This window comes from Paenibacillus sp. MT124 (genome assembly GCF_058792755.1).
This window is the reverse complement of record NZ_CM179500.1, coordinates 3,204,949-3,227,522: the sequence shown is the minus strand read 5'-3', so window position 1 is coordinate 3,227,522 and position 22,574 is coordinate 3,204,949. Positions and strand designations below refer to the sequence as shown.

General features: G+C 47.7%; 17 protein-coding genes. 4 read left to right on the top strand and 13 right to left on the bottom strand.

The window, feature by feature from the left end:
* Positions 1-45 precede the first annotated feature (45 nt).
* From AC3RCI_RS14730 to AC3RCI_RS14670, 13 genes are all read right to left on the bottom strand, one after another.
* Positions 46-1,368 carry a 5'-deoxyadenosine deaminase gene (locus tag AC3RCI_RS14730; RefSeq protein ID WP_127540161.1) on the bottom strand — a complete coding sequence of 441 codons (1,323 nt, stop codon included), beginning with the start codon at positions 1,366-1,368 and terminating at the stop codon, positions 46-48.
* Between the two features lie 85 nt (positions 1,369-1,453).
* The gene (ggt, locus tag AC3RCI_RS14725; protein ID WP_492529740.1) at positions 1,454-3,049 is read right to left on the bottom strand and encodes a gamma-glutamyltransferase; all 1,596 of its coding nucleotides are present in this window, start codon (positions 3,047-3,049) and stop codon (positions 1,454-1,456) included.
* Positions 3,043-4,284 carry a pyridoxal-phosphate-dependent aminotransferase family protein gene (locus AC3RCI_RS14720; protein ID WP_492529738.1) on the bottom strand — a complete coding sequence of 414 codons (1,242 nt, stop codon included), beginning with the start codon at positions 4,282-4,284 and terminating at the stop codon, positions 3,043-3,045. Before AC3RCI_RS14720 ends, ggt begins: the two co-directional genes overlap by 7 nt.
* A 6-nt stretch (positions 4,285-4,290) precedes the next feature.
* Positions 4,291-5,592 carry a Zn-dependent hydrolase gene (locus AC3RCI_RS14715; protein WP_492529736.1) on the bottom strand — a complete coding sequence of 434 codons (1,302 nt, stop codon included), beginning with the start codon at positions 5,590-5,592 and terminating at the stop codon, positions 4,291-4,293.
* Positions 5,579-6,994 carry an allantoinase AllB gene (allB, locus tag AC3RCI_RS14710; RefSeq protein WP_492529734.1) on the bottom strand — a complete coding sequence of 472 codons (1,416 nt, stop codon included), beginning with the start codon at positions 6,992-6,994 and terminating at the stop codon, positions 5,579-5,581. The genes AC3RCI_RS14715 and allB overlap by 14 nt, the downstream gene beginning before the upstream one ends.
* 41 nt (positions 6,995-7,035) lie before the next feature.
* Positions 7,036-7,413 (bottom strand): hydroxyisourate hydrolase, encoded by a 378-nt coding sequence (gene uraH / locus AC3RCI_RS14705; RefSeq protein WP_492529732.1) that lies wholly within the window; start codon positions 7,411-7,413, stop codon positions 7,036-7,038.
* Positions 7,413-8,918 carry a factor-independent urate hydroxylase gene (gene pucL / locus AC3RCI_RS14700; RefSeq protein ID WP_492529730.1) on the bottom strand — a complete coding sequence of 502 codons (1,506 nt, stop codon included), beginning with the start codon at positions 8,916-8,918 and terminating at the stop codon, positions 7,413-7,415. The genes uraH and pucL overlap by 1 nt, the downstream gene beginning before the upstream one ends.
* Positions 8,919-9,219: 301 nt before the next feature.
* Entirely contained in the window at positions 9,220-10,830 is a 1,611-nt protein-coding gene (locus tag AC3RCI_RS14695; protein WP_336780140.1) for a PucR family transcriptional regulator, read from the bottom strand.
* 256 nt (positions 10,831-11,086) lie between these two features.
* Complete coding sequence (locus AC3RCI_RS14690) at positions 11,087-13,825, bottom strand: CHASE3 domain-containing protein (RefSeq protein WP_492529728.1); 2,739 nt, start codon at positions 13,823-13,825, stop codon at positions 11,087-11,089.
* 279 nt (positions 13,826-14,104) lie between these two features.
* On the bottom strand, positions 14,105-15,493 hold the full coding sequence (fumC, locus tag AC3RCI_RS14685; protein ID WP_095358020.1) for a class II fumarate hydratase: 1,389 nt from the start codon (positions 15,491-15,493) through the stop codon (positions 14,105-14,107).
* Between the two features lie 149 nt (positions 15,494-15,642).
* Positions 15,643-16,644, bottom strand: a complete 1,002-nt coding sequence (locus AC3RCI_RS14680) for an aldose 1-epimerase (protein ID WP_336780138.1) — start codon at positions 16,642-16,644, stop codon at positions 15,643-15,645.
* Between the two features lie 164 nt (positions 16,645-16,808).
* Positions 16,809-17,618, bottom strand: a complete 810-nt coding sequence (locus AC3RCI_RS14675) for an MBL fold metallo-hydrolase (RefSeq protein ID WP_492529726.1) — start codon at positions 17,616-17,618, stop codon at positions 16,809-16,811.
* Between the two features lie 177 nt (positions 17,619-17,795).
* On the bottom strand, positions 17,796-18,068 hold the full coding sequence (locus tag AC3RCI_RS14670) for a hypothetical protein (protein WP_336780136.1): 273 nt from the start codon (positions 18,066-18,068) through the stop codon (positions 17,796-17,798).
* A gap of 215 nt (positions 18,069-18,283) precedes the next feature.
* Between AC3RCI_RS14670 and AC3RCI_RS14665 the strand changes: the two genes are divergently transcribed.
* The 4 genes from AC3RCI_RS14665 to AC3RCI_RS14650 all read left to right on the top strand — a co-directional run bounded on the left by AC3RCI_RS14665 (position 18,284) and on the right by AC3RCI_RS14650 (position 22,573).
* The gene (locus AC3RCI_RS14665) at positions 18,284-19,519 is read left to right on the top strand and encodes an aminopeptidase (protein WP_492529724.1); all 1,236 of its coding nucleotides are present in this window, start codon (positions 18,284-18,286) and stop codon (positions 19,517-19,519) included.
* Between the two features lie 83 nt (positions 19,520-19,602).
* Positions 19,603-20,835 carry an aminopeptidase gene (locus tag AC3RCI_RS14660; RefSeq protein ID WP_492529722.1) on the top strand — a complete coding sequence of 411 codons (1,233 nt, stop codon included), beginning with the start codon at positions 19,603-19,605 and terminating at the stop codon, positions 20,833-20,835.
* 210 nt (positions 20,836-21,045) lie between these two features.
* Entirely contained in the window at positions 21,046-21,636 is a 591-nt protein-coding gene (locus AC3RCI_RS14655) for an RNA polymerase sigma factor (protein WP_095287110.1), read from the top strand.
* The gene (locus AC3RCI_RS14650) at positions 21,614-22,573 is read left to right on the top strand and encodes a hypothetical protein (protein WP_492529720.1); all 960 of its coding nucleotides are present in this window, start codon (positions 21,614-21,616) and stop codon (positions 22,571-22,573) included. Before AC3RCI_RS14655 ends, AC3RCI_RS14650 begins: the two co-directional genes overlap by 23 nt.
* Position 22,574 lies beyond the last annotated feature (1 nt).

Here is a 22,574-nt window from a genome sequence, read left to right as displayed (position 1 = left end):
TGCGAGCAGCAGTTATACAACATTTCCCTCTGAAAATAAACTAACTCAGATTCTCTTCATCAAACGTGCAATGCTCTTATCCGATTCGCGAAGCACGATGCCACGGTCAATGGTCTGGATCTTGCGGTTTTTGAGCACAATGCTTCCATCAATAATAACCGTGTCCACACAGCTCCGAGTTGCGGAGTACACCACGCGGGAATAAACATCTGTCTCATACGAAGGATACGTATGGAAATCATCCAGATCCAACAACACCATGTCTGCCTTTTTGCCCACTTCCAGACTTCCAATTTCCTTCGAGAGGCCAAGCACTTCGGCACCACCCATCGTTGCCATTCGCAGAACCGTACGTGCATCCATGATCGTAGGCCCATGAGGAACCTTTTGAATTAATGCTGTCAGACGCATTTCCTGAAACATATCCAGGTTGTTATTGCATGGTGCGCCGTCCGCACCGATTCCCACCGCGATCTGGCGGTTAAGCAGGTCGGGAATTTCCGCTATACCCGATGACAATTTCATATTCGAGCCGGGGCAGTGGGTCACTTTTACCCCTCGCTTACGAATGATTTCCTTCTCCTCTTCACTAAGCCAGACACAATGTGCAAGGACGAGACGTGGGGTTGCCAGACCGATATGATCCAGATAGACAATGTTACGCATTCCGCGTTCATGTTCAACAAGTTCAATCTCGCCACGATTCTCCGATGCATGCGTATGCACCTTCACATGATACTTGTTCGATAGATCACGTACTTCAACGAGCAGCTCCTCTGTACAGGAAACAACGAATCGCGGACAAAACGCATATTGAATGCGCCCGCCCCCGAAACCATTCCATTTCTCAAGCAAATCAACACTTTGCTGCAGCGAGGTTGCCGTATTTTCACGCAGCGGTTCAGGCACTTCGTCGCCATGGTCCATCATGACCTTGCCAGATATCACCCGAATGCCGCTCTGTGCCATCGCCTGAAAAGCCGAATCCGTGTGATGCACAGTCTCCATATCCAAAATGGTCGTGGTTCCACTCGAAATCAGTTCGCCCAGCCCAAGCATCGCCGAATAATAGACGGATTCCTCATCATGTGCTGCCTCCAGTGGCCAGATTCGCTGACGAAGCCAATCCATGAGCTCCAGGTCGTCCGCACGCCCGCGGAAGAGCGTCTGACATAAATGAATATGTGTCTGAATAAAGCCTGGCAGCAGAACTTTGCCACGGGCATCAATAACCTGATCAGCCTGGACGTCGATATGCTCGGCAATCTCTTTGATTTTGTTATCCTCAATCAGCAGATCGCCTGTAAATATATCTTCTTCCGCATTCATCGTGACAAGCTGTGCACCCTTCAGCAGGATCGTTCCCATGATAATCTCCCCTATCGTATCTATGTCATTTTTTACGCTGTTTTCATGAGAAATGTAAACCAATCCAAGCAGCAACCAAGCGTGGTTACCATCCGATGGCCATGCCATCTCCTCTGGGATCGGCAGCTCCGCTAATCATGCCATCCTCACGGATGACAATCCCTTGCGACTGGCCCATAATGTCATCCCACGGTGCTCTGATCTCCACGTTATGTCCCCAGCGAGCCAGCGTCTCGCATACGTCATCATGATAGCGATTCTCCACCCGCATCGTGTCGCCTTCTTCACCCCACGTCCGTCCGTAGACCCAGCGTGGCAGACCGATTGCTTCCTGAATGGTCAGACCATAGTCGAGAACACCCGTAAGTACGGATAACTGCGTCTGAGGCTGCCCTTCTCCGCCTTGTGTACCCAGAAGCATATAAGGCTTCCCATTGCGGGTAACAAGACCAGGCATGAGCGTATGAAAAGAGCGTTTATTGGGTTCAAGCACATTCGCATCTGTCGAATCAAGAGAGAAAAAGGACCCTCTATTTTGCATAATTACGCCAGTATCTCCTGGAACGTAGGCTGCGCCAAAATCAAAGTACAGACTTTGAATAAACGAGACGGCGTTGCCTTCCTGATCGACCACAGCAGCGTAGGCAGTATCCTGCCCGATCGTTTTGGACAAGAAGGGCTGTGCTACTGGAGGTGCAGATTGGATCTCATTCCATAACTCATCCCCGTAAGTCTTCGATAACAATTGATTCATGGGGATTTCGCGAAAGTCAGGATCAGTGAGGTACCGGTCACGATCACGAAATGCCTTTTTCACCACTTCGGCCATCAGATGGTAGAACTCAGGCGAAGTCCGACCTACGGAAGAGAGATCTATGTGTTCGAGCATATTTAACATCATCAATATGGAGAAGCCCTGCGAGTTGGGCGGCATTTGGTGAACCTGATAACCCCGGTATTCCGTGCTGACAGGCTTTACCCATTCTCCCTTGTGTGCTGCAAAGTCCTGAGGTGCCAGCATGCCGCCATCTTCTCGAATCGCTGAAGTCAGACGATCTGCAAGCTCTCCTGTATAAAAAGAATCCCGTCCTCCCGCCTGAATCAGGCGAATGGAAGCAGCGAGTTCGGTCTGGACGAGCAGCTCACCTTCCTGAAGCAGTGTGCCGTAAGGGGCAAATACCGCTCGCAGCGGCGAATGCCCCATAATGAAATCTTCATCCCGTTCCAGCCACAGGCGCAGATTGCGCGATACAGGACATCCCTTCTCCGCATACTGCACGGCTGGTTCAAGCAGCTGCTCCCATGGTAATCGCCCGTAGCGGGACCACACTTCCCACCATGCATCCACCATTCCCGGAACCGTTATCGCACTGAGCACACCGCGCTGGGGAATGGCATTCATGCCCATTGCTTTGAACGTATCGGCATGGATACCTGCAGCCGAGCGGCCACTTCCGTTATAAGCGGTTATCTCTCCGCTTGCTCCATCGTGAATGAGGAAAAAGGCATCTCCTCCAAGTCCAGTCATGTGCGGATAAACTACGCCAAGTGCTGCACTCACCGCAACAGCTGCATCATAAGCGTTACCACCCTTCTGGAGAATCGAGCTTCCAACCGCGCTCGCCAGATAATGTGGTGAGGTGACCATTACCTCTCTGGACACGGGCATCTGATTTAGCATAAGGCTTCCTCCTTTCCAGCATACACATCGAGTGCTGCCTGCACTGCCTCACCCGCAGGTAACCCGTGGCGATGACGGAGCAGAACCGCCTCCAGTGCACCAAGCACATGCAGTACGTTTTTGCGCTGACAGCTGAAGCCCATCGTTCCAATTCGCCAGATTTTCCCCTTAAGAGGACCAAATGAACTCGCAATTTCGATGCCGAAATCATGTAAAAGCATGCTTCGTACCGATTCGCCATCGATCCCTTCCGGAATATGGATACACGTAACTACCGGAAGTTTGCTGGACATGTCTCCATAAATTTGAAGCCCCATACCCTGAATTCCGGCGACGAGCGCGCTTTCGTTAATCCGATGCCGCTCGAAACGGGCTTCCAGTCCTTCCTGAAGCAAAATTCGCAAACCTTCATGTAAACCGTAGAGCATCGATGTAGCTTCTGTATGATGATTCAACCGGGCAGAACTCCAATAATCCTGCAGCTGACTCAGGTCAAAATAGTTGCTTGCAATGGTTCGTCCCTCTGCCCTCGCGCTTGTCGCGTCACGGAGTCCGCGTTCGACCGTTTTGCGACTCATCAATTTTTTCTCTACGCGGCTGTTATATGTCAATGGGGCCATGCCGGAAGGAACGGATAAACACTTCTGCGTTCCGCCCATTACCGCATCCAGATACCAGGTATCGGTCATAACGGGCGTACCACCTATGGTGGCAACCGCATCAACGACGAGAAGAAGATCCAATTCACGGCATAATTTGCCGATCTCAGCGAGGGGCTGCATCTGGCCGGTGGATGTCTCTCCATGAACCATGGCCACAATATCCGGCTTATGAGTGTGAATGGACTTGATCACTTCTTCCGGATCAAAGACCGATCCCCAAGTCGTTTCAATACATACAACTTCCGCACCGCAGCGCTCCGATATTTCTACAAGCAAATGTCCAAAGCGTCCGTATATAGGGACCAATACCTTATCCCCCGGCTGGATCAAACTAACCAACACGGCTTCAATGCCGGAACGTGAGGTGCCATCTACCGGATAACACCACTCATTGTTCGTCATGTATAATTCACGCAGCATGACCATCGTTTCATTCATCAGGGACGTAAACTCCGGATCAAATTGTCCTAGGATCGGGAAGGACAAAGCCCTTAGAACTCGGGGGTCGACTTCTACTGGTCCCGGGGTCATGATGGTTCGCAAGGACGGAGATAGTTCTCTATAGCTGGACATGGTCAATCAACTCCCGTAACCGTATTTATAAAGTAGCTGAACAAGAACCCGAAATCCTCGCATCAGGTCCTCCTCAGCTGTGAATTCAAGGGGACTGTGACTGATCCCGCTCTGACTTGGTACAAAAATCATCGCTGTCGGGCAGGCTGGCTGAAAAATCTGTGAATCATGGCCAGCTCCGCTGGGCATATGCATATAGGACAGCTGCTCCTGTTTGCAAATATTCTGAATATCCGCTGTGATCTGTTCGTTCATTGGAATCGGGGCAACCGACAAGTGTTCTTCCCAGTTCAATTCAAGCTGCAGTTTGGATGCAATCTGAAGAAATGCTTGAAGCATGTCATGCCAGCACTGATCAATACTCTCCTGCCGGATATGTCGGATATCAAGTGAGAATTCGGCATGTGCCGCGACCACGTTACCTACACCAGGTTCAGCAGTGACCCGGCCAACAGTTGCCACAAGGGGTTCACCTGCTGCCATAGCAATCGTTCTAACCGCCGTAATCATCTCAGCTGCACCTGCCAGTGCATCCTTCCGCCATGACATAGGTGTTGTACCCGCATGATTCGCTTCGCCACTAATCGAAATGCTCAATCGCTTCTGACCAACGATATCGGATACAATTCCAATCGAATGACCAAGTCGTTCAAGCACCTGTCCTTGTTCGATGTGAAGTTCGATAAAGGCACCATACTTTTGAGCAGCCGGTCTGTAGCCACTGTCTGACCCGAATCCGGCTTCGCGAATCGCTTGTGAAAAAGGTATTCCATCCTTATCCGTCAAATGTTGAATGTCTTCAAGAGAGGTGATCCCCGTAATGCTTCGTGATCCCCAATAGGCAAATGGAAATCGGCTTCCTTCCTCTTCGCATAGCGAAACTACTTGAAGCGTACGCTTCGGCGCCCCGAAATGTCGTCGTAAGTACTCCAGAGCGAGTACTCCTGCTGCTACACCGTAGGCACCGTCATACCTTCCACCATAAACGACAGAATCAATGTGTGAGCCGGTCACAATGGGGAGCTGCTCAGCTCCTGCTGCAGAATCTGCAGCTCGCAACGTGCCATATAAATTGCCGGACTGGTCGAATTCGGGAAGCAGTCCCATTTGCTCCATCCGTGCAGCCAGGGCATGCTGTGCCTCGCACCAGGCTTTGTCATACAGCAGGCGAGTTACGCCGCCTTTGGCATCAGCTCCGAATGTGGACAGCCAATCCAGCATGCCTTGAAGCTTCACTTCTTCCAGCTGCGGCAAGGGAAGAATCGGCTCTTCCGTCTCGGAACCCATGAACGTTTCAAACTCTGTCATGATACTCCTCCGTTCCGCGCGTGCCATTTTTCCCATACGAGCCAGCAGCAATAAACTGACCTGCAGGATTAGCGGATAGCCCTCCCTTTGCGCTATATACTTTGATCCCTCGGCAGTACACTTCAGCTACGGCACATGCGAATGTACGTCCTATATATGGACTCTGTTTATGGGTATATAGCAAATCGTCCACGTTTAATGTGGTACTCGTATTCCAATCAATAAGCACGAGGTCCGCTTCTTTACCGATCGCAATCTCTCCTTTACTCTCAAGTCCAAGCCTTCTGGCCGGCTGCAAAGCAAGAACCCTACCAAGTAAAGGCAAGCTTAAACGGCGGCGAAGATGACCTTCATCCAGCATGATCAGCAGCGTGCTCTGCGCACCGGAAATACCGCCCCATATTTCAAAAAAATTGTCCGACTGTTTCATGGATGGCGGGCACGGTGAATGATCGGATGCGATGACGTCAATAAGTCCGGATGCCAGCGCATCCCATAATGTCTCTTGTTCGGCGCTACTGCGGAGAGGTGGAGCACACTTCGCCACAGCGCCCAACCGAACTACATCCTGTTCTGTGAGCGTCAGGTAATGCGGGCAAGTTTCAGAGGTGACGTCCTGACCGCGCCACTTGGCTTCCGCAATTCGTTCTAACGCTTCTCTCGTACTGATGTGCACGAAATGCAGCGGACACCCGGTTTGTTCTCCATATTGAAGCGCCTTGGTGACGGCTAAGACTTCTGCTTCTGCAGGACGGGATTTCACATAATCCATTGGCCCTGTCTTTCCTTCGGCAATGCTTCTCGCCCCAAGCTGTGCAACCATTTCTTCATCTTCGGCATGAAGGGCAAGTACACGATTGAGTCTCGCTATCTCGTGCATACCGTCCAAAAGCGTTTGCTCATCGGCTCTCGCAAAGATGTCCTCTCCTTCTCCGCCCGGCTCCGACATAAATGCCTTGAATCCGGCTGCGCCGGACTCAGCTAAGTTCATTAGCTGCTGCTGATTACCCGGAACTAACCCTCCCCAGAATGCATAATCGACATAGGAGCGATCCTGTGCGGCTTGCTTTTTCATATCCCAAGCTTCCGGACTTGTCGTTGGTGGGACTCCATTAAGCGGCATATCAACATAAGTGGTAATTCCTCCTGCAGCAAGCGCAGCCGATCCCGAACGGAATCCTTCCCAACTGGCCAGCCCCGGTTCATTAAAATGAACATGGATATCCACTACGCCAGGCATAACGGTGAAACCAGCTGCTTCGACTACCTCAGTTCCTTCCTCAACCTTCAGTTGAGCGGATAAAGCTGTGATTTTCCCATCTTGGATACCAATGTCCAGCTGCTCAACACGATCTTTTAACACGACCCGGGCTCCCCGGATGATCGAATCAAAATTTGCCATTTGGATGCCCTCCCTGTGTCAGAACCTGTGTTCAAAATTGTTCAGCTTCCGCGGTATGTACTGTAGCCTCCTGGAGCGATTAGTAAAGGAATATGATAATGACTTTCCGTATCGGATACGGCAAAACGGATCGGTACAACCGTCCATAATGCTTGCACCGATTGTTCGGGTGAACGAGCTGCATAGTACTTTTCGACGTCAAAATGAAGCTCATAAATGCCTTGCTCCAGACGGCCCCCGTCCAGTAAGGGTGCATCCAGACGGCCATCACCGTTGGTCACCGATTCGGTAACTTTTATCCTGGACTCCGATTCTCCAGCCGTATGAACAAGATGTAGTGCGATCCGAACTCCCTCGGCTGGTACTCCTTTGGATGTATCCAGTACGTGTGTTGTTATGCGTCCTCCAGCCTCTGCCACTACGATCTACCTTCTCTCTTCGAATCATTGTCATCTGCTTCAAGGTCTTCCCTGGTCATCGAAAAACCTTGAAACCCGTATGGTGGTCTGGGCTCGGTATACACCTTGCCTTCTCCTTCAGCCACTTCTTCCAGCACGGTATCCCATGTCCGATTGTTGGATTCAAACGATACTTCACTCAATTGCCCGAATCGCTTCAATACACGGAGTCCGATCTGATACAGCAAATGTTGTATGGATGCAGAACGGCATTCGTGGAACACGGCAGCAGCGATATCACTTACTTGTTCAGCGGCCACATAACGTCCGCGCGTATCGTCCATACCATCTCTTGGGTCGTGATACCTCCAGTTGATATCCAGAAAAATGAACAAGGGACGATCTCTTGTCTCAGGCAGTGAAGTAAATTCATCCTTGATAAAACCCGCAAATTCACTACCCTTAACCTTGATCAGTCGCAGATCAGCTAGACCACTGAAATGGTTACTCCATTCAATTTGATTACCATTTCGTTCTGCCTCTATTGCTGCCGTACCCCGATCATTTTGCGAATACCGGAATACCATCGTGCTTGATCGATAACTTCCATCGGCTCCAATGGGTACATCTTCAAAAGGGATCTGATCCGCGGTCATCTGAACTTTCATCATTTGAGGGTATGTCTCAAGAAAGAGCTGACTCACATACGCAAGAAATCCTTCAACCGTAGCACCGGTATAACTCGCAGCGTGTTTGAGAATAAAATTCTTCATGGAATCCGTGGCCACGATGCTGGAATTATCCCCTTCCGTAAACGAAGGCAGGAATGCATCCCCTTGCACAGCTACCTTAATGTTCATGCCGAAGATAACATTGCTTCTGCCGGTAAATGGGGATTCCGGTATTGATCCGATCCCGGTTAGAGGTTTGGCATAGGAGCGGTACAACCACACGTCACCTTTGCCGTAATACATCGTTCGTTTCGGCACCACAGCAGCCTTTGGTTCAATTTCATGTTCATGCCCAATTTTAACCAGCCACTTCTCCAGACGAATAGTTGCAATTTTGAACACTTCATTTAAAGCCGTTTGAAATTCTTCATCCCTATTTCGCGAACGACGCTGACGCATCGATTCGAGAATGGACTGAGCGGTATGACCTTTTACCGCCAATATGAATGGAAAGCCGAATCGGCTTGTATATTCCTTGTTTAATTGATTCAATTCGTCATACATTTCAGGGGAGAGAGAATCCAGTCCAGCACCAGCTTGTTCCTTCACGGAATTGCTGCTCATGCTGATTCTTGCGCCGAGATCGGGATGGTTGCGCAGCAGCTGCAGGATGACTTCATCGTCAGACGTTTCAACAACATGTTTCATGATATTCATCATGTGTTCTAATGAATTAAAAGGTCGCAAAGTCCAGGAACGTTCAGCCACCCATGGTGATTCCTCAAATAAGCCACCAAAGGTATGCACGAACTGTGTGACAGACCAGCTGTTAACGAGTTTCATAAAATCGCTCATGTCAGAACCTCCGGTCTTCTGTGAATTGTTGTTCTTCATTTTAAGGTCCAGGGTAGGATGCAGCAATAATATGTACGCAATTTTGTAATATAATATAACATCATATTCACGAACTGTTATCTGTGCACAGGGATTAAGGGTCTTCATGTCACATAATCTAAAAAACCGTACGCCAGATAAGGGGCGTACGGTTTTTGATCTAAATTATGATGATAGTTATGAAGCACAAAAGTCGGCAGCTGGAGCTGTTCGAGTGGTGTATTTCTATCTGCGATCTGTTCACTCTCTGTCTAATGCATCCTTATGGTCTTTCGGTTCTTTTATCCCGGCCAAATTTACGGAACGTAAATACCAGTTTTAACTTTAGCAAGTCATTCGTTTTTTTAAAGTCCATCTGCAGCAGACTTCCGATTTTCTCCATGCGGTACGTAATGGTGTTGCGGTGAACAAACAGCTGCTTCGCAGCTTCGTTGATCAGTCCATCGTTCTCAATGAAAGATTCGAGTGTGTTCATTAATATGTGATTAGGGTCCCCATCTCTAGCCAGCAGAGGTTCCAACACTTTATTACAGTAATTCTCCATGATGTTATCCGGGACATGTTGGAACACATAGGCAAACTCCAACATCTCGAACTGGAGTGCGCGATCCTTCATTCCGAAGCGGCGTGCCAGCTGCCGGGTATCCAGGCATTCCTGATAAGCTTCACGTAATGATTTGGGCTCATGTTTCATTTTGCTAATCCAGAATCTCGGCACAGATGCTCCTTTTGCCTCCTGAGCAGATAATACATCCGCGAAGCGACTAAGTAGAAAACTCGAAAGTTCCTCCCCATAGTCGCGCCCTGTCGGGCATGTATATATTGACAGAATGCCATCTTCCATCTGAAAATGCTGCGACGCCGTAAATTGCATCAATGGATTATATTGCAGTTCACGATGAATTTGCTTCAGCAGCTTCCCCTCGGCGAAAACCGAAGGTTCCAGCGTAATGAGCACGCATTGATAAGTACCCTGGAACAGATGAACGCCTTTGTTCTCACTGAGTCTGGTCAGCTCCTCCACCGTCATTTTGTTATCGAGGTATTGGGTCAATAATGTACGCATCTCATCCTGTACGGTCGGATTAATGTGTTCACGATAGGTCATATCCATATAAAATGCCAGAACGTCCGCAGCCTGCTGAAATAATTCTTCCTCTGCCCGCAGGGAGAGGGCTGAATCTGTAAACACGAGCAGAAACCCGTACTCTTCATCATTTTGTTTGATGGGAACCCGATGACAACTGCCCTGATTCCATTTCACGCGATGCATAACGGATTTCCATGGCCACCCCTGTACCAGTGCATCTCCGGCAAGCGTCTCACTCCCATAGAGTACATGTCCCCTGGAGCCTATAACTGCAAGCGGGTAGTTTAATACGGTCGCAAGCTCGGCAAACACATTTCGATGCTGCTGCTGCTGTTGTAATGCAAAATGCATCAGCTTCTTCTGTTTCTGTACAACCTCATGCAGCAGCCGGTGACTTCGCTCGTGTTCCGCCTTGAACAGAGCATTCATTTGGTCCGAAAACGTGAACTGGAATGGCAATTCCAGCAGCGGCAAACGTAATCGGTCCGCCTCTTCTATGATCCCTTGGGGAATGGACTGCCAGAAACGTCCGAGTTTAATGCCGAGTCCTGCACATCCGCGGTCATTTAGTCTGCGCATTAATCGAAGGGCATCTGTTTCATTGTCTTTCATGATAAAAGCGGTTGTGAATAACAACTCTCCGGATTTAATCCAATCCGCGATATCTGGGGCGTCCATGACGTTAACGGATTTCATCATCCGTGAAGTCCCCTCCCCGCCGGCAACGAGTCTGGCCTCAGACAACGGATATACTTGCAAAGCCTCTTTAACCGTAAGCTGCATAGACACGACCTCCCATATATATAACTTATTGAGTTATGTTTTTCTCGTATAATGGAAATGAAAAGCTCTTCCCCAGGGTTCACAACCCATTCACTTCATCGGAATCAAACTATTTGTTAAGTATTATAACATCAAATTTGATTTCAGAGCTTACATGACAAAAATAAAACCAATGACATCATTGCAGCGTGAGCTTGGCAATTTATCATTGGTTTTATAACGTGTATGAAATGATTGATTTGCGGTAAATAAGTTCTTAAATCTCTAGCGTTTCCGGACTAAGCCACAATTTCATTCGGGATATTACCTCTTTGATATTCAGTGGCTTGCTAATATAGTCCGAGGCACCTGCTGCAATACATTTATCACGATCTTCTTTCATGGCTTTAGCCGTTAATGCAATGATCGGCAGCTGGGTAAGCTTCAATCGCTCCCGAATCTGACGAGTCGTATCGTAACCGTCCAGTTCCGGCATCATGATATCCATCAAAATAATATCGGGATTGGCTTCCCCGCGTTCCAGCATCTCCAGACATTCATACCCGTTCTGCGCAGTAATGATATGCATGCCATACTGTTCAAGTGCATTCGCAAGGGCATATACGTTACGAATATCATCATCTACGACAAAAACTTGGCGCCCCATTAATAACGATTCTTCCAGAGGTGTCAGCAGAATCTCATCCTTTGATGTATTAGATAGAGATCCCACGATGGGAATCGTTGTAGCTGCTTCGTTCAAGAATAGTCGTGAGTTATTCCTTGTCTCAGGCTCCTCTGGTCTCACTGGCAAGAAAAGAGTAAATACACTGCCCTGTCCTTCACGGCTGGTCGCCGATATGGAACCCCCGAGCAAAGTCGCAAGAGATTGGGAAATGGACAAGCCGAGTCCGGTTCCACCGTATTTCCTTGCAGTCGCGCCATCCGCTTGTTTGAATGCATCAAAGATCTGCAGCAGCTTATCGTCTGCAATGCCGATTCCCGTATCACTGACTGAAAATGCAATAACATCCGTCTCTAAGCCACCTGCTTCCGGGCTTGCCAGATTCATTCGGGAGATCGTCAGAGCAACTTCGCCTTCGACTGTAAACTTAAAAGCGTTAGAGAGCAGGTTTCTTAGAATCTGATGCAAGCGCATCTCATCCGTGACGATCGTTTCCGGTAAATGGCTTTGCATCTGAATTCGGAAGTCGATTCCTTTCTGCTCAGCGGTTTTTAAGAAATACTGATTCATCGTCTCCGGCAGGACGCCGAGATAAACTTCGCCAAGATCAATGTCCATCTCCCCTGCCTCCACTTTGGACAGATCCAAAATGTCATTGATCAGATTAAGCAAATCTTTGCCTGAAGTATGAATTACCGATGCGTATTTTTGTTCTTCGCTGCTCAAGTTCTCATGTTTGTTTTCAGCCAAAATCTCGGACAGGATAAGCATACTATTCAGGGGAGTACGTAATTCATGTGACATATTAGCCAAAAATTCAGATTTGTATCCTGAACTTGTTCGCAGCTGGTCTGCTACACTCGCAAGCTCGCTCGCTGACGTTTCTGCTGCATGTTTTTGCAATTCCAGACGCTCGTTCAGCATATGCAGCTCTTCGGTTTGCATCTGCAGTTCTTCTGTTTGTGACAGCATTTCCTCGGTTTGCAGCTGAAGCTTCTCCGATTGAGCTTGGAGCTCCTCGTTCAGTACCTGGGATTCATCATATAACTGCTGCAGTTCCATGCGTGTCGCTGTGGAGTGTAGAGATACACTGAATATTTCAACTAATTCATGAAGCTGTTCGAGTTCGTTCTCCTGCAATGGCTTTAATGAAGCCAACTCGATGACCGCGATCGTTCGTCCTTCGAAGATCACAGGCACGACTGTAAGAGATGTTGCAGAAGCATGGCCTAGTCCCGAAGAGATTCGAATATAGTTCTGTGGCAAGTCATTCATACGCAGTATCCGTTTCTCCACCGCACTTTGTCCCACGAGCCCTTCACCCGGTGCAAGTGACACTTTGCCGATGGAGTGCTCTTTGTCTCCATCTGCTGCATAAGCAGCTACGCGCAAGAGCCGATTATCCTTCCAGTAGTACAGTACACTGTAGGGAACCTCCAGCAGAATGGCAAGCTCGTTCAGGAAAAGACGTGACAACCCCTCCAGATTAGTCGGGTTCTGCAGGAGTGTAGCGATATTCGTAAGCTGATCCTTCACGCGATTCTGCTCCTGCACTTTATCGAGCAGCTTGTTAGTCTCCCGTCCAAGGTCACCCACTTCATCCTCGGTTCGCACATGAATCCGTTCTGCCAAGTTGCCGCCTTGAGAAATATTACGAATAGTTTGTCTTACGTCACGCAGCGTTTTGACAATATTACCAGAAATCATGATCGCTGCTCCGATTGAAAATGCAGCAATGGCAGCCCACAGGGTATACATGATCGTAAGCAGGGTGGAACTGCGTTCGGCAAGACTGGTTACTCGTGCTTCCGTCAAAGCAATTTCTGTATTGCGAAAGCCTGCAAGTTGTGAACGAAGCAAATCGATTTCGTTTTTACCCGGATCGGATTGGAAAAACGTAATCACTTGCTCCTGATCACCCTGATTTTTCAATGCAATGGAAGGTTCTGCTGCAACCTCAATCCAGCGTAGAATATGCGTTTTGATCGTTTGCAATCTCTGCTGCTGGGATGGGTTATCACTAATGAGTCCGTATAACTGGTCATAGTTCGAATTCCACTCCGAGAGTGCTTGAATGTAGGGCTCCAGGTAGCTGTCTTTTCCTGTTAGCATGAATCCTCGCTGTCCAGTCTCCATATCGAGTACATCCTTCTCAATGGCATTGGTCAGGTTATGTACTTCGAGGTCATGATGGCTTATAAAATCGTTTTCTTTTTGCAATTCGTTAATTTGAGCCGATAGAACCAGCAAGGCAGCTCCAAATAACAATACAACTACTAGATAGCCCAACAAAATTTTGGAGCGTATCGTAAACCTTCTCTTCTTCGACAACGCGGAAACCTCCAATGAAATCAATCAATTCACGCACAACAATTTAGATCTGCATATGTAGTTTATATGGATACATGAAGTCTGACAAGCATTATATCCAATCTAGGCTTATATCGCTATTGACATAGTACAAGGTTATCATTCTGGGGTTAAACGCATTTCGGTCATGTGGGTGGATTCAGACATAGTCAAGAAGATTTGGATATATCCCTAACAAGAAAAAACGACCTGCATATGCGGGTCGTTTCTTCCTCTAGTGTTTTTGCACTATAAAAAAACTTAAGCCTTCGGAGCAATCATTTTCGCTGGGTCCACATACTGATCGAACTGCTCTTCGGTAAGCAACCCGGTCTGCAGAGCAGCCTCTTTCAGAGACAAGCCTTCTTTATGAGCCAGCTTCGCAATCTTGGCTGCATTCTCGTATCCAATATGCGGATTAAGAGCAGTCACCAACATAAGTGAGTTGTTCAGATTATGTTCGATTTGACCCAGATTAGGTTCAATACCCACTGCGCATTTATCGTTAAAAGCAATGATTGAGTCCGCAAGCAGTTGTACGGATTGCAGGAAGTTATAAATAATGACCGGTTTGAATACATTCAGCTCAAAGTTACCCTGACTTGCCGCGAATCCGATCGCAGCATCGTTCCCCATTACTTGCGTTACAACCATTGTCAGTGCTTCGCTCTGGGTTGGATTCACTTTGCCCGGCATGATGGAGCTGCCCGGTTCATTCTCCGGAATGCGGATCTCTCCAAGTCCACTGCGTGGACCACTTGCAAGCCAGCGCACGTCATTGGCAATTTTCATCAGATCAGCTGCAAGCGCTTTAACAGCGCCGTGGGCGTAAACGACTTCATCATGACTTGTAAGTGCGTGGAATTTGTTTGGTGCCGATACAAAATCCTTACCTGTATGTTTGCCGATCTCCTTGGCGGTATAATCGCCAAAGTCAGGATGAGCATTGATGCCTGTACCCACGGCGGTACCACCAATGGCCAGTTCTTTCATATATTGAACACTATCACGAATCATGCGCTCACTCTTGTCCAGCATCGCTTCCCAGCCGCTGATCTCCTGTCCGAGTGTGATAGGAGTAGCATCCTGCAGATGGGTACGTCCGATCTTGATAATATCCTTGAAAGCTTCGGATTTGTCTGCAAAGGTAGATTTGAGTACAGCAATGGCTGGCAAGAGCTGGTCTTCAACAGCTAGTACACCTGCAACATGCAGAGCTGTCGGGAACGTATCGTTGGAGCTCTGGGACATGTTCACATCGTCATTCGGATGCAAACGCTCTTCCTTGCCCTTCTGTTCAAGAAGCTGGTTACCCAGATTGGCGATGACTTCGTTCACATTCATATTGGACTGCGTGCCGCTTCCTGTCTGCCATACAACAAGCGGGAAATGATCGTCAATCCGACCGGCAATGATCTCGTCCGCTGCATAGGCAATCGCATCCGATTTGGCGGCAGACAGCTTGCCGAGCTTATGGTTGCTCGCTGCAGCACTCTTTTTCAAAATGGCAAGTGCACGAATAACTTCCATCGGCATATGCTCACGACCAATCGGGAAGTTTTCCTTACTGCGCTGTGTCTGAGCCCCCCATAGTCTGTCCGCTGGTACCTTCATCTCTCCGAGCGTATCTCTTTCAATGCGGTATTCCACTTGATTTTCCTCCTCCAAAAAGATGAATTCTATTTCTCGAAAATTTAATCATCTCGTCATATTATACATGATAATCGTTCGGATTTTCACCTTTTCGACAAAATTGTAAGCGTACGTCAAAACACGCAATCGTTTATTGACTCATGAAATTATGAATAGATCGGATACAAACGACTGGCTTGTTCGAAGATCTCACCAGGTTCAAGTCCGACTAATCCGATTTCTTCCGCAGGTAGTCCTTGTACATTCGGTGCATTAACCAGGTTCATCTGAGGTTCAGGACAGAAGAATCCACCTTCCGTGTTGTTGTTCCAGATCATCCAGTGTTTGTATGAAGCTCCAACATCATAAACAAATTTGTCCCCTGTACGTTGGTTCGTGAGCTCCATATAATTTCGACCATTCTGGGGTTCCGCTGTATAGTGATTATCCATGGATTCGAAGAATGGGCTAACCCCTTCTGTCTTCAACTTCTCCTCATTCGGTGAAAGCGGTTGAAATTGCCCGGTAGGCAAAGAACGTTCATTCAGCTCACGGCGCTGACCGATGGTGATTTTGGCGGTATAGTCCGACACATCACTGTCGGGTACAAAGGCGACATTAATGGCTGTATGGAACGCAAACAAATTGGGCATGCGCTCTTTGCCGTTATTACGAACCTTCAGCTGCTGCTGGAGCCCTGTGCTGTCAAGAGAGTAACGAAGCGTTACCGTGAACGTGAACGGCAAATATTGATGGTAAAGGTGTCCTTCTTTTATCTCTTGGCTCAGCAGGATATAACTCTCCAGTTCAGTCGTACCATATCCTTCTACCTTCCAATTTGCCTCGTGTAAAAATCCGTGCAAATGATTGCCCGTAGCAGGTTCATTTACAGGTAATTGATAGATTTCGCCATTCCAAGGAAAGCGGCCATCTTCATAGCGATTCGGTGGAGAAAGAACCGGAATGCCGTACACGGCCGGAGCAGCCTTGAATGCATCCATATTATTCAAATCAGGTTCACGAAGATAGCGATGACCGCGTTCTGTATCACGAAACGCAACCAGGTTCGCACCCACGCTTGGAATTACGGCCGCCTCAAATTGATTGAATCGAAGCCATACCGCCGGAATTCCGCCAAATTGCTCCTCATACGCTGAATTCTGTGTCATTGTTATATGTACCTCCTGCATACTAGGGTTATATTATACGGCTCGAATATATCATGACTGGGCACAAAATACCAATCTGTGATATAGAACATTTTCATCATCAGGCGACAAAAAAGACAGCTGCACTGTTCGCGGCTGTCCTCCAAATGTTCATTTCATATCGTTTAATCGACATATTTGCCGTGCTCCGGCACAGCATCCTGTTCAAAATCCAGATCAAGCTGCTCAAGCGAATCACGCAAGAAATCACCTGTCAGCGAATGTCCATGCCCCGTGACCACGACGCGTGGCTCCAAGTTCCTGAGCACATGAACGGATCGATGAGCCTCGTCCCAGTCCGTCGTAAAGTATGCAGGTGGACCATGCATCTGTTCATCCTGCAGCAGTACATTCCATAGCGATTCCTGTTTTACCGAAATAATGGCGTCTCCCGCAATCAGGAAACGATCCTTCTCGCGAAAGAGCGACACATGACCAGGTGTATGTCCTGGAGTATGGATCCAACGCCATCCAGGCAGACCAGGTACCGAATGATCCTCCGGCAGGCTGAAGATGCGATCATCCAGGTTAATTGCTTCGTTCGGATAGGCAAATGACAATCTTGCCATCAGTCCCCCACCTACGGAAGGGTCGGCTGGTGGATAATCTTTAAGGCCCGTTAAATAAGGTAATTCCATTGAATGGGCAAAGACGGGAACACCCCAGAACTGTTCAAGCTCTATTACAGTACCTACATGGTCGAAATGACCATGTGTCAATATGATGGCGGACGGTGGTCCCTGAAACCGTTCTGCTGCGATCCGCACAATATGATCCGTAAATCCCGCCATCCCGGTATCCACTAGAATCCAGTTCCTGCTTCCCGGTTCACCGATGAATACTACATTAACAAATAATGTACGCAGACTGAGGATATCATGCGTGACTTCTTCAAGCCCCGTCATTCCTGCTGTGATCAGATTGTCAGATGTCATCCACGGTTACCTCCCATTCAGGCGATTGTCCCTCTGTTTGCCATCCATAGACTGCCCCTTTTTGGGATATCTATTCCCTTTCATCTAATTAAAAATAGACGATGCATACCCGTTCGGGCACACACCGTCTAGTATAGTCTGTTCATTCACATAATAGAACAACTTCCTATGTTCTGATTATGCAGGAAAAGCATCCAAAGCCGCGTCGAGCAGCTTGTCGTATACATCGTCGTCTTTTTCGAGCAGCTCGTCCATCCGCAGAAGCTCTTCTTCATCACCGGATTGCTCCGTGAAATGGAGGCTATAATCCCAATCTTTGCCGTTCTTGCTCATGAACGTTACCTCATAAATGGACTTTTCCCCTTCTGCACGAAAAACGGTTGTTCCTATATAGGATTTCTCGTCTTCCCGACGCATCTCAGCACGAATAATTTCGATATTCACCAACATACACTCCTTTAATCTCTCATCAGTAACAGGTCTACAACAATTATGGTAAACCTAGTTTGGTAATTATTATTGGTTAATTGTACAATATATATCGTAGCAACGTATACCTTATTCAAATGAAGGTCCTCGGGGGTATCCTTACATACATGAATTGAGGGCTTCATGTTCCAGTGAACGAGCTACGGAAACCTTATATTACAGGAGGAGAATATAGCATGAATAATAATTTTGAACTTCATTTACAGCAGTACGCGGAACTAGCTGTTAAAGTGGGAGTAAACGTCCATCCTGGACAAACACTCGTTGTAAATGCACCAATCACTGCAGCACATTTTGTACGCAAGATCGTGAAGGCTGCCTATGAAACAGGTGCCAAGCTGGTCAAAGTAAACTGGAGTGATGAAACCGTAACACGTCTTCATTATGATCTCGCACCGGATGAGGCATTCTCTATCGAACCGAAATGGTTTGCGGGTGAAATGACAGAACTCGTAGAAGAAGGGGCTGCCATCCTGCATGTCATCGCGGAAAACCCTGACCTCTTGAATGGTGTGGCTCAAGAACGTATTGTTACCAGTCAAAAAGTGCGCGGAAAAGCACTGGAGAAATATCGTGCCTATCAGATGGCTGATAAATTCAGCTGGTCCATCGTTGCAGTCCCTTCCCCGGAATGGGCTGCCAAAGTATTCCCGGATCTGCCTGCGGAGCAGCAAGTGGATAGGCTATGGGATGTTATTTTCAAAACCGTTCGTATTGGCGAGCAGGATGCTGTTTCCGAATGGAAAACACATCTGCAAAACCTCGATTCCCGTGCCGATCTGCTCAATACGAAAAAATATAAGAAACTTCACTATACTGCCCCTGGAACAGATCTGACCATTGAGCTTCCAGAAGGACACATCTGGGTATCCGGTGGCAGTGTGAATGAACAGGGTCATGTCTTCATCGCCAACATGCCAACAGAGGAAGTATTTACGGCTCCGCTGAAAACGGGTGTCAATGGCACCGTTCGCAGCACCAAGCCACTCAGCTATGGTGGTAATCTGATCGATGGTTTCTCTTTGACATTCGAGAATGGCCGTATTGTTGATTTTACTGCCGAGCAAGGACACGATGCCCTGCAAAACCTCATCGAAATGGATGAAGGTGCGCACTATCTGGGTGAGGTCGCTCTTGTTCCTCATAAATCACCGATCTCCGATACGAACATCCTGTTCTATAACACCCTGTTCGATGAAAATGCATCCAACCACTTGGCCATCGGTAATGCCTATGCATTCTGCTTGGAAGGCGGCAAAACGATGACGAAGCAAGAACTGATCGATAATGGTTTGAACTCCAGCCTTACCCATGTGGATTTCATGGTTGGATCAGCTGACATGAACATTCATGGTGTTACTTCCGAAGGAAAAGAAGAACCGATCTTCCTTCAAGGTAACTGGGCATTCTAATTTTTACGCTACATGAAGAGAGGAGAGTACTCCTCTCTTTTCCTGCGTAAGCAGGCAAAATTATTGATACGGAGGTCACTACCATGTTAAGTTTTGAACAAAAGTTGGATCGTTATGCCGAGCTGGCAGTTAAGGTGGGGGCCAACGTACAACCCGGTCAAATTCTGGTCATCAGCGCCATGATCGATACCGCTGAATTTGTACGCCTGCTCGTTCGTAAAGCATACGAAGCTGGCGCCAAACAAGTCATCGTAAAATATGGAGATGAAACCGTCAACCGCCTAAGATTCGAGATGGCTCCATTGGAGTCATTCCAGGAGCCGCCCAAGTGGCATGCTGCGGAACTGGAAGAGCTTGCAGCGAACAATGCTGCCTTTTTGACCGTACTCTCTTCAAGCCCAGATCTGCTCAAAGGAATTGATCCTGAGCGAATTTCGACCCATCAGCGTACATATGGACAAGCCATGGCCAAATACCGACAGTATCAGCAGGCTGACAAAATGAGCTGGACAGGTGTTGCCTGCCCTTCACCGGACTGGGCTGCAAAAGTGTTTCCCGACCTGCCTGCTGCTGAGCAGATGAATCAGCTTTGGGAAGCCATCTTTGCCGCTGTCAGAGCAGATTTGGATCATCCAGTTGAAGCTTGGGAACAGCATATCGATCGATTGGAACATAAAGCAGTTGCCCTAAACAGCAAAAAGTATAAAGCACTCCATTTTGTCTCTCCTGGAACCGATCTGACGGTTGAACTACCTGAAGGTCATATCTGGGCACAAGCAGGTAGTGTAAATGAACAAGGGACTCGCTTCGTAGCTAATATTCCGACAGAGGAAGTATTCACTGCTCCTAGCAAACACGGCGTCAACGGTACAGTGTCCAGCACCAAACCGCTGAGTTATGGCGGAAGTATTATCGATCGCTTCTCTCTCACATTTGAAAATGGCCGAATCGTTGATTTTCATGCGGAAGAAGGTCAGGATACGCTGGAAAGATTAATCAACATGGATGAAGGCTCTCACTATCTTGGTGAGGTTGCACTTGTACCCTTCCATTCTCCGATCTCCGAGAGCGGCATTCTATATTACACGACGCTGTATGATGAGAACGCCTCATGTCACCTCGCGATCGGCAGTTCCTATGCCTTCAATATGGAAGGCGGGAAAACCATGTCCTCCGAAGAACTTGCTTCTCGTGGCATGAATTCCAGCATCACGCATGTAGACTTCATGATAGGATCTCCGGAAACCAACATTTATGGCATTACTGCAAGCGGAGAACGGGAAGCGGTCTTCCTGAATGGAGATTGGGCATTTTAAGCTTCTTTTCCAATGAATAATCACACTGTATCGGTATCTTAAGGCTACCTGACAAACCTGAATGAATGGTTTGTCGGGCAGTCTCTTTGGGTTTTCGGCGTGAACCTTCTAAGGTTGTCTTAGCAACCTCCCATTGTATCGTTTCCATATAATGTTGTAAAATGAAATGATACCAATGTTTGTGGATTGTTCACCAGAAAGGAGAACATCATGGCCAATCGGCTCCAATTACTCTTGGCCTCAGATTTCCATAATTTGAGCCCTTCACTTCAGGAAGAAGTGTATTACGAATACTATAATATGGTTCATGGACTCATCGTTTATATCATCAAGGAGCGTGCTGCAGCAGAAGACATTATTCAGGAAGCATTCATTAAAATTATTAAAAACAAACCCTCTTTCGAGAACGAAGTCAAACTGAAAGCCTGGCTTAAGGTCGTCACCCGGAATACCGCCATTAATTATCTTAGAAAAAATAAAAATAACCGTAACCAACTGGATACGGATAGTGTTTTTATAGATATGGAGACGATCAATCAGACAGCAGCTTCCGTAGAGAGTACCGTGGAGACGCAAATGATGCAGGAATCTATTGAGTTCTATCTGGAGCAACTTAAACCGGAATACCGGGTATTAATAGAGCTGCGCTGGAAAGAAGGTCTGTCCTATCGGGAAATGGCTGAGCTGCTGGACACTTCGGAAGAAATTGTGAAACAACGTTTGTTCAGGGCCCGAGGTAGTATCAAGAAGCAATTACATAAGGAATGGGGTGGGACCATTGAGCAAAGGCAAGTCAGATAGACATATTGAGCATTATCATACAGAGCAAGAAGAAGAGTATTTTGATGCCGCCTTTGATATGGCCTTTGATGAGGCTTTCAATCAGGCTCTCTCTGCTCCCCCTGCGTCTGACTCCCAGCAGATGCATCAATCCTGGCTCCGTGTTCAAAAGGAAATTACCCGGATTTCTGTCAGAAAGAAAAGAATGCGTACCTTGAAATTGTCCGTTGTGGTAGCTGCCTCACTAACGATCGGTGGCGTCATTTTCAGTCTGCCATCCGGAACGCAGGCCGTTTCCCCTTTTGTTCAGTCAATCAAGGATTGGGGCAATGGTATGAAATCCATCATTATTGAAGATCGCACCGCACAGCTTGGTGCAGATCCTTCTACTGCCAAAACACTCCCACCGCCTGAACCCGGACTTAACGAAGCTCCTACAATTGCTACTGGCGAGGAGGCCGAGGAGCTGCCAAAACAACCCGTGGAGAAAGATATTTTATTTGATGATATCGTCGTAACGGAAGAAATAGCCCGCTCGGGATTCAATGGTGACTTTTTGTTGTCAAGAGCTATACCCGAGCGTTTTAAAGAGATAAAATTTGAACTTACCGTGAATCCTGAAATTCCGGTCGATTCAGATGAGTATTATAAATCCGATCGTATGAGAGTACGCTACACGGGCGATATTGTGAATGGTGAAGAACAAATTATTCAATTTGATTATTACCACGTTAAGCCAGGGCAGGTCATCCAAGGGACCATGCTTCGTGAAACCAGTGTAGTCAAATTAGCCGACGGCAGTGATGCATTTGTATCCATCGGCCCGCCATATAATACTTTTCAGTGGATGATGGGTTCAGTCAACATGAGCTTGTTCGGAACGGTCACGAAGGAAGAAATGATTGCCATTGCCAATGACCTGCAGGAACAAAAATTCCCTGGCAGCACGAGACAATGAA

Bases quoted from the DNA above. Each gene is read 5' to 3' on its own strand.
- AC3RCI_RS14730 (WP_127540161.1), bottom strand. From the start codon at position 1,368: ATGGGAACGATCCTGCTGAAGGGTGCACAGCTTGTCACGATGAATGCG.
- ggt (WP_492529740.1), bottom strand. From the start codon at position 3,049: ATGCTAAATCAGATGCCCGTGTCCAGAGAGGTAATGGTCACCTCACCA.
- AC3RCI_RS14720 (WP_492529738.1), bottom strand. From the start codon at position 4,284: ATGTCCAGCTATAGAGAACTATCTCCGTCCTTGCGAACCATCATGACC.
- AC3RCI_RS14715 (WP_492529736.1), bottom strand. From the start codon at position 5,592: ATGACAGAGTTTGAAACGTTCATGGGTTCCGAGACGGAAGAGCCGATT.
- allB (WP_492529734.1), bottom strand. From the start codon at position 6,994: ATGGCAAATTTTGATTCGATCATCCGGGGAGCCCGGGTCGTGTTAAAA.
- pucL (WP_492529730.1), bottom strand. From the start codon at position 8,918: ATGAGCGATTTTATGAAACTCGTTAACAGCTGGTCTGTCACACAGTTC.
- AC3RCI_RS14695 (WP_336780140.1), bottom strand. From the start codon at position 10,830: ATGCAGCTTACGGTTAAAGAGGCTTTGCAAGTATATCCGTTGTCTGAG.
- AC3RCI_RS14680 (WP_336780138.1), bottom strand. From the start codon at position 16,644: ATGACACAGAATTCAGCGTATGAGGAGCAATTTGGCGGAATTCCGGCG.
- AC3RCI_RS14675 (WP_492529726.1), bottom strand. From the start codon at position 17,618: ATGACATCTGACAATCTGATCACAGCAGGAATGACGGGGCTTGAAGAA.
- AC3RCI_RS14670 (WP_336780136.1), bottom strand. From the start codon at position 18,068: ATGTTGGTGAATATCGAAATTATTCGTGCTGAGATGCGTCGGGAAGAC.
- AC3RCI_RS14665 (WP_492529724.1), top strand. From the start codon at position 18,284: ATGAATAATAATTTTGAACTTCATTTACAGCAGTACGCGGAACTAGCT.
- AC3RCI_RS14660 (WP_492529722.1), top strand. From the start codon at position 19,603: ATGTTAAGTTTTGAACAAAAGTTGGATCGTTATGCCGAGCTGGCAGTT.
- AC3RCI_RS14655 (WP_095287110.1), top strand. From the start codon at position 21,046: ATGGCCAATCGGCTCCAATTACTCTTGGCCTCAGATTTCCATAATTTG.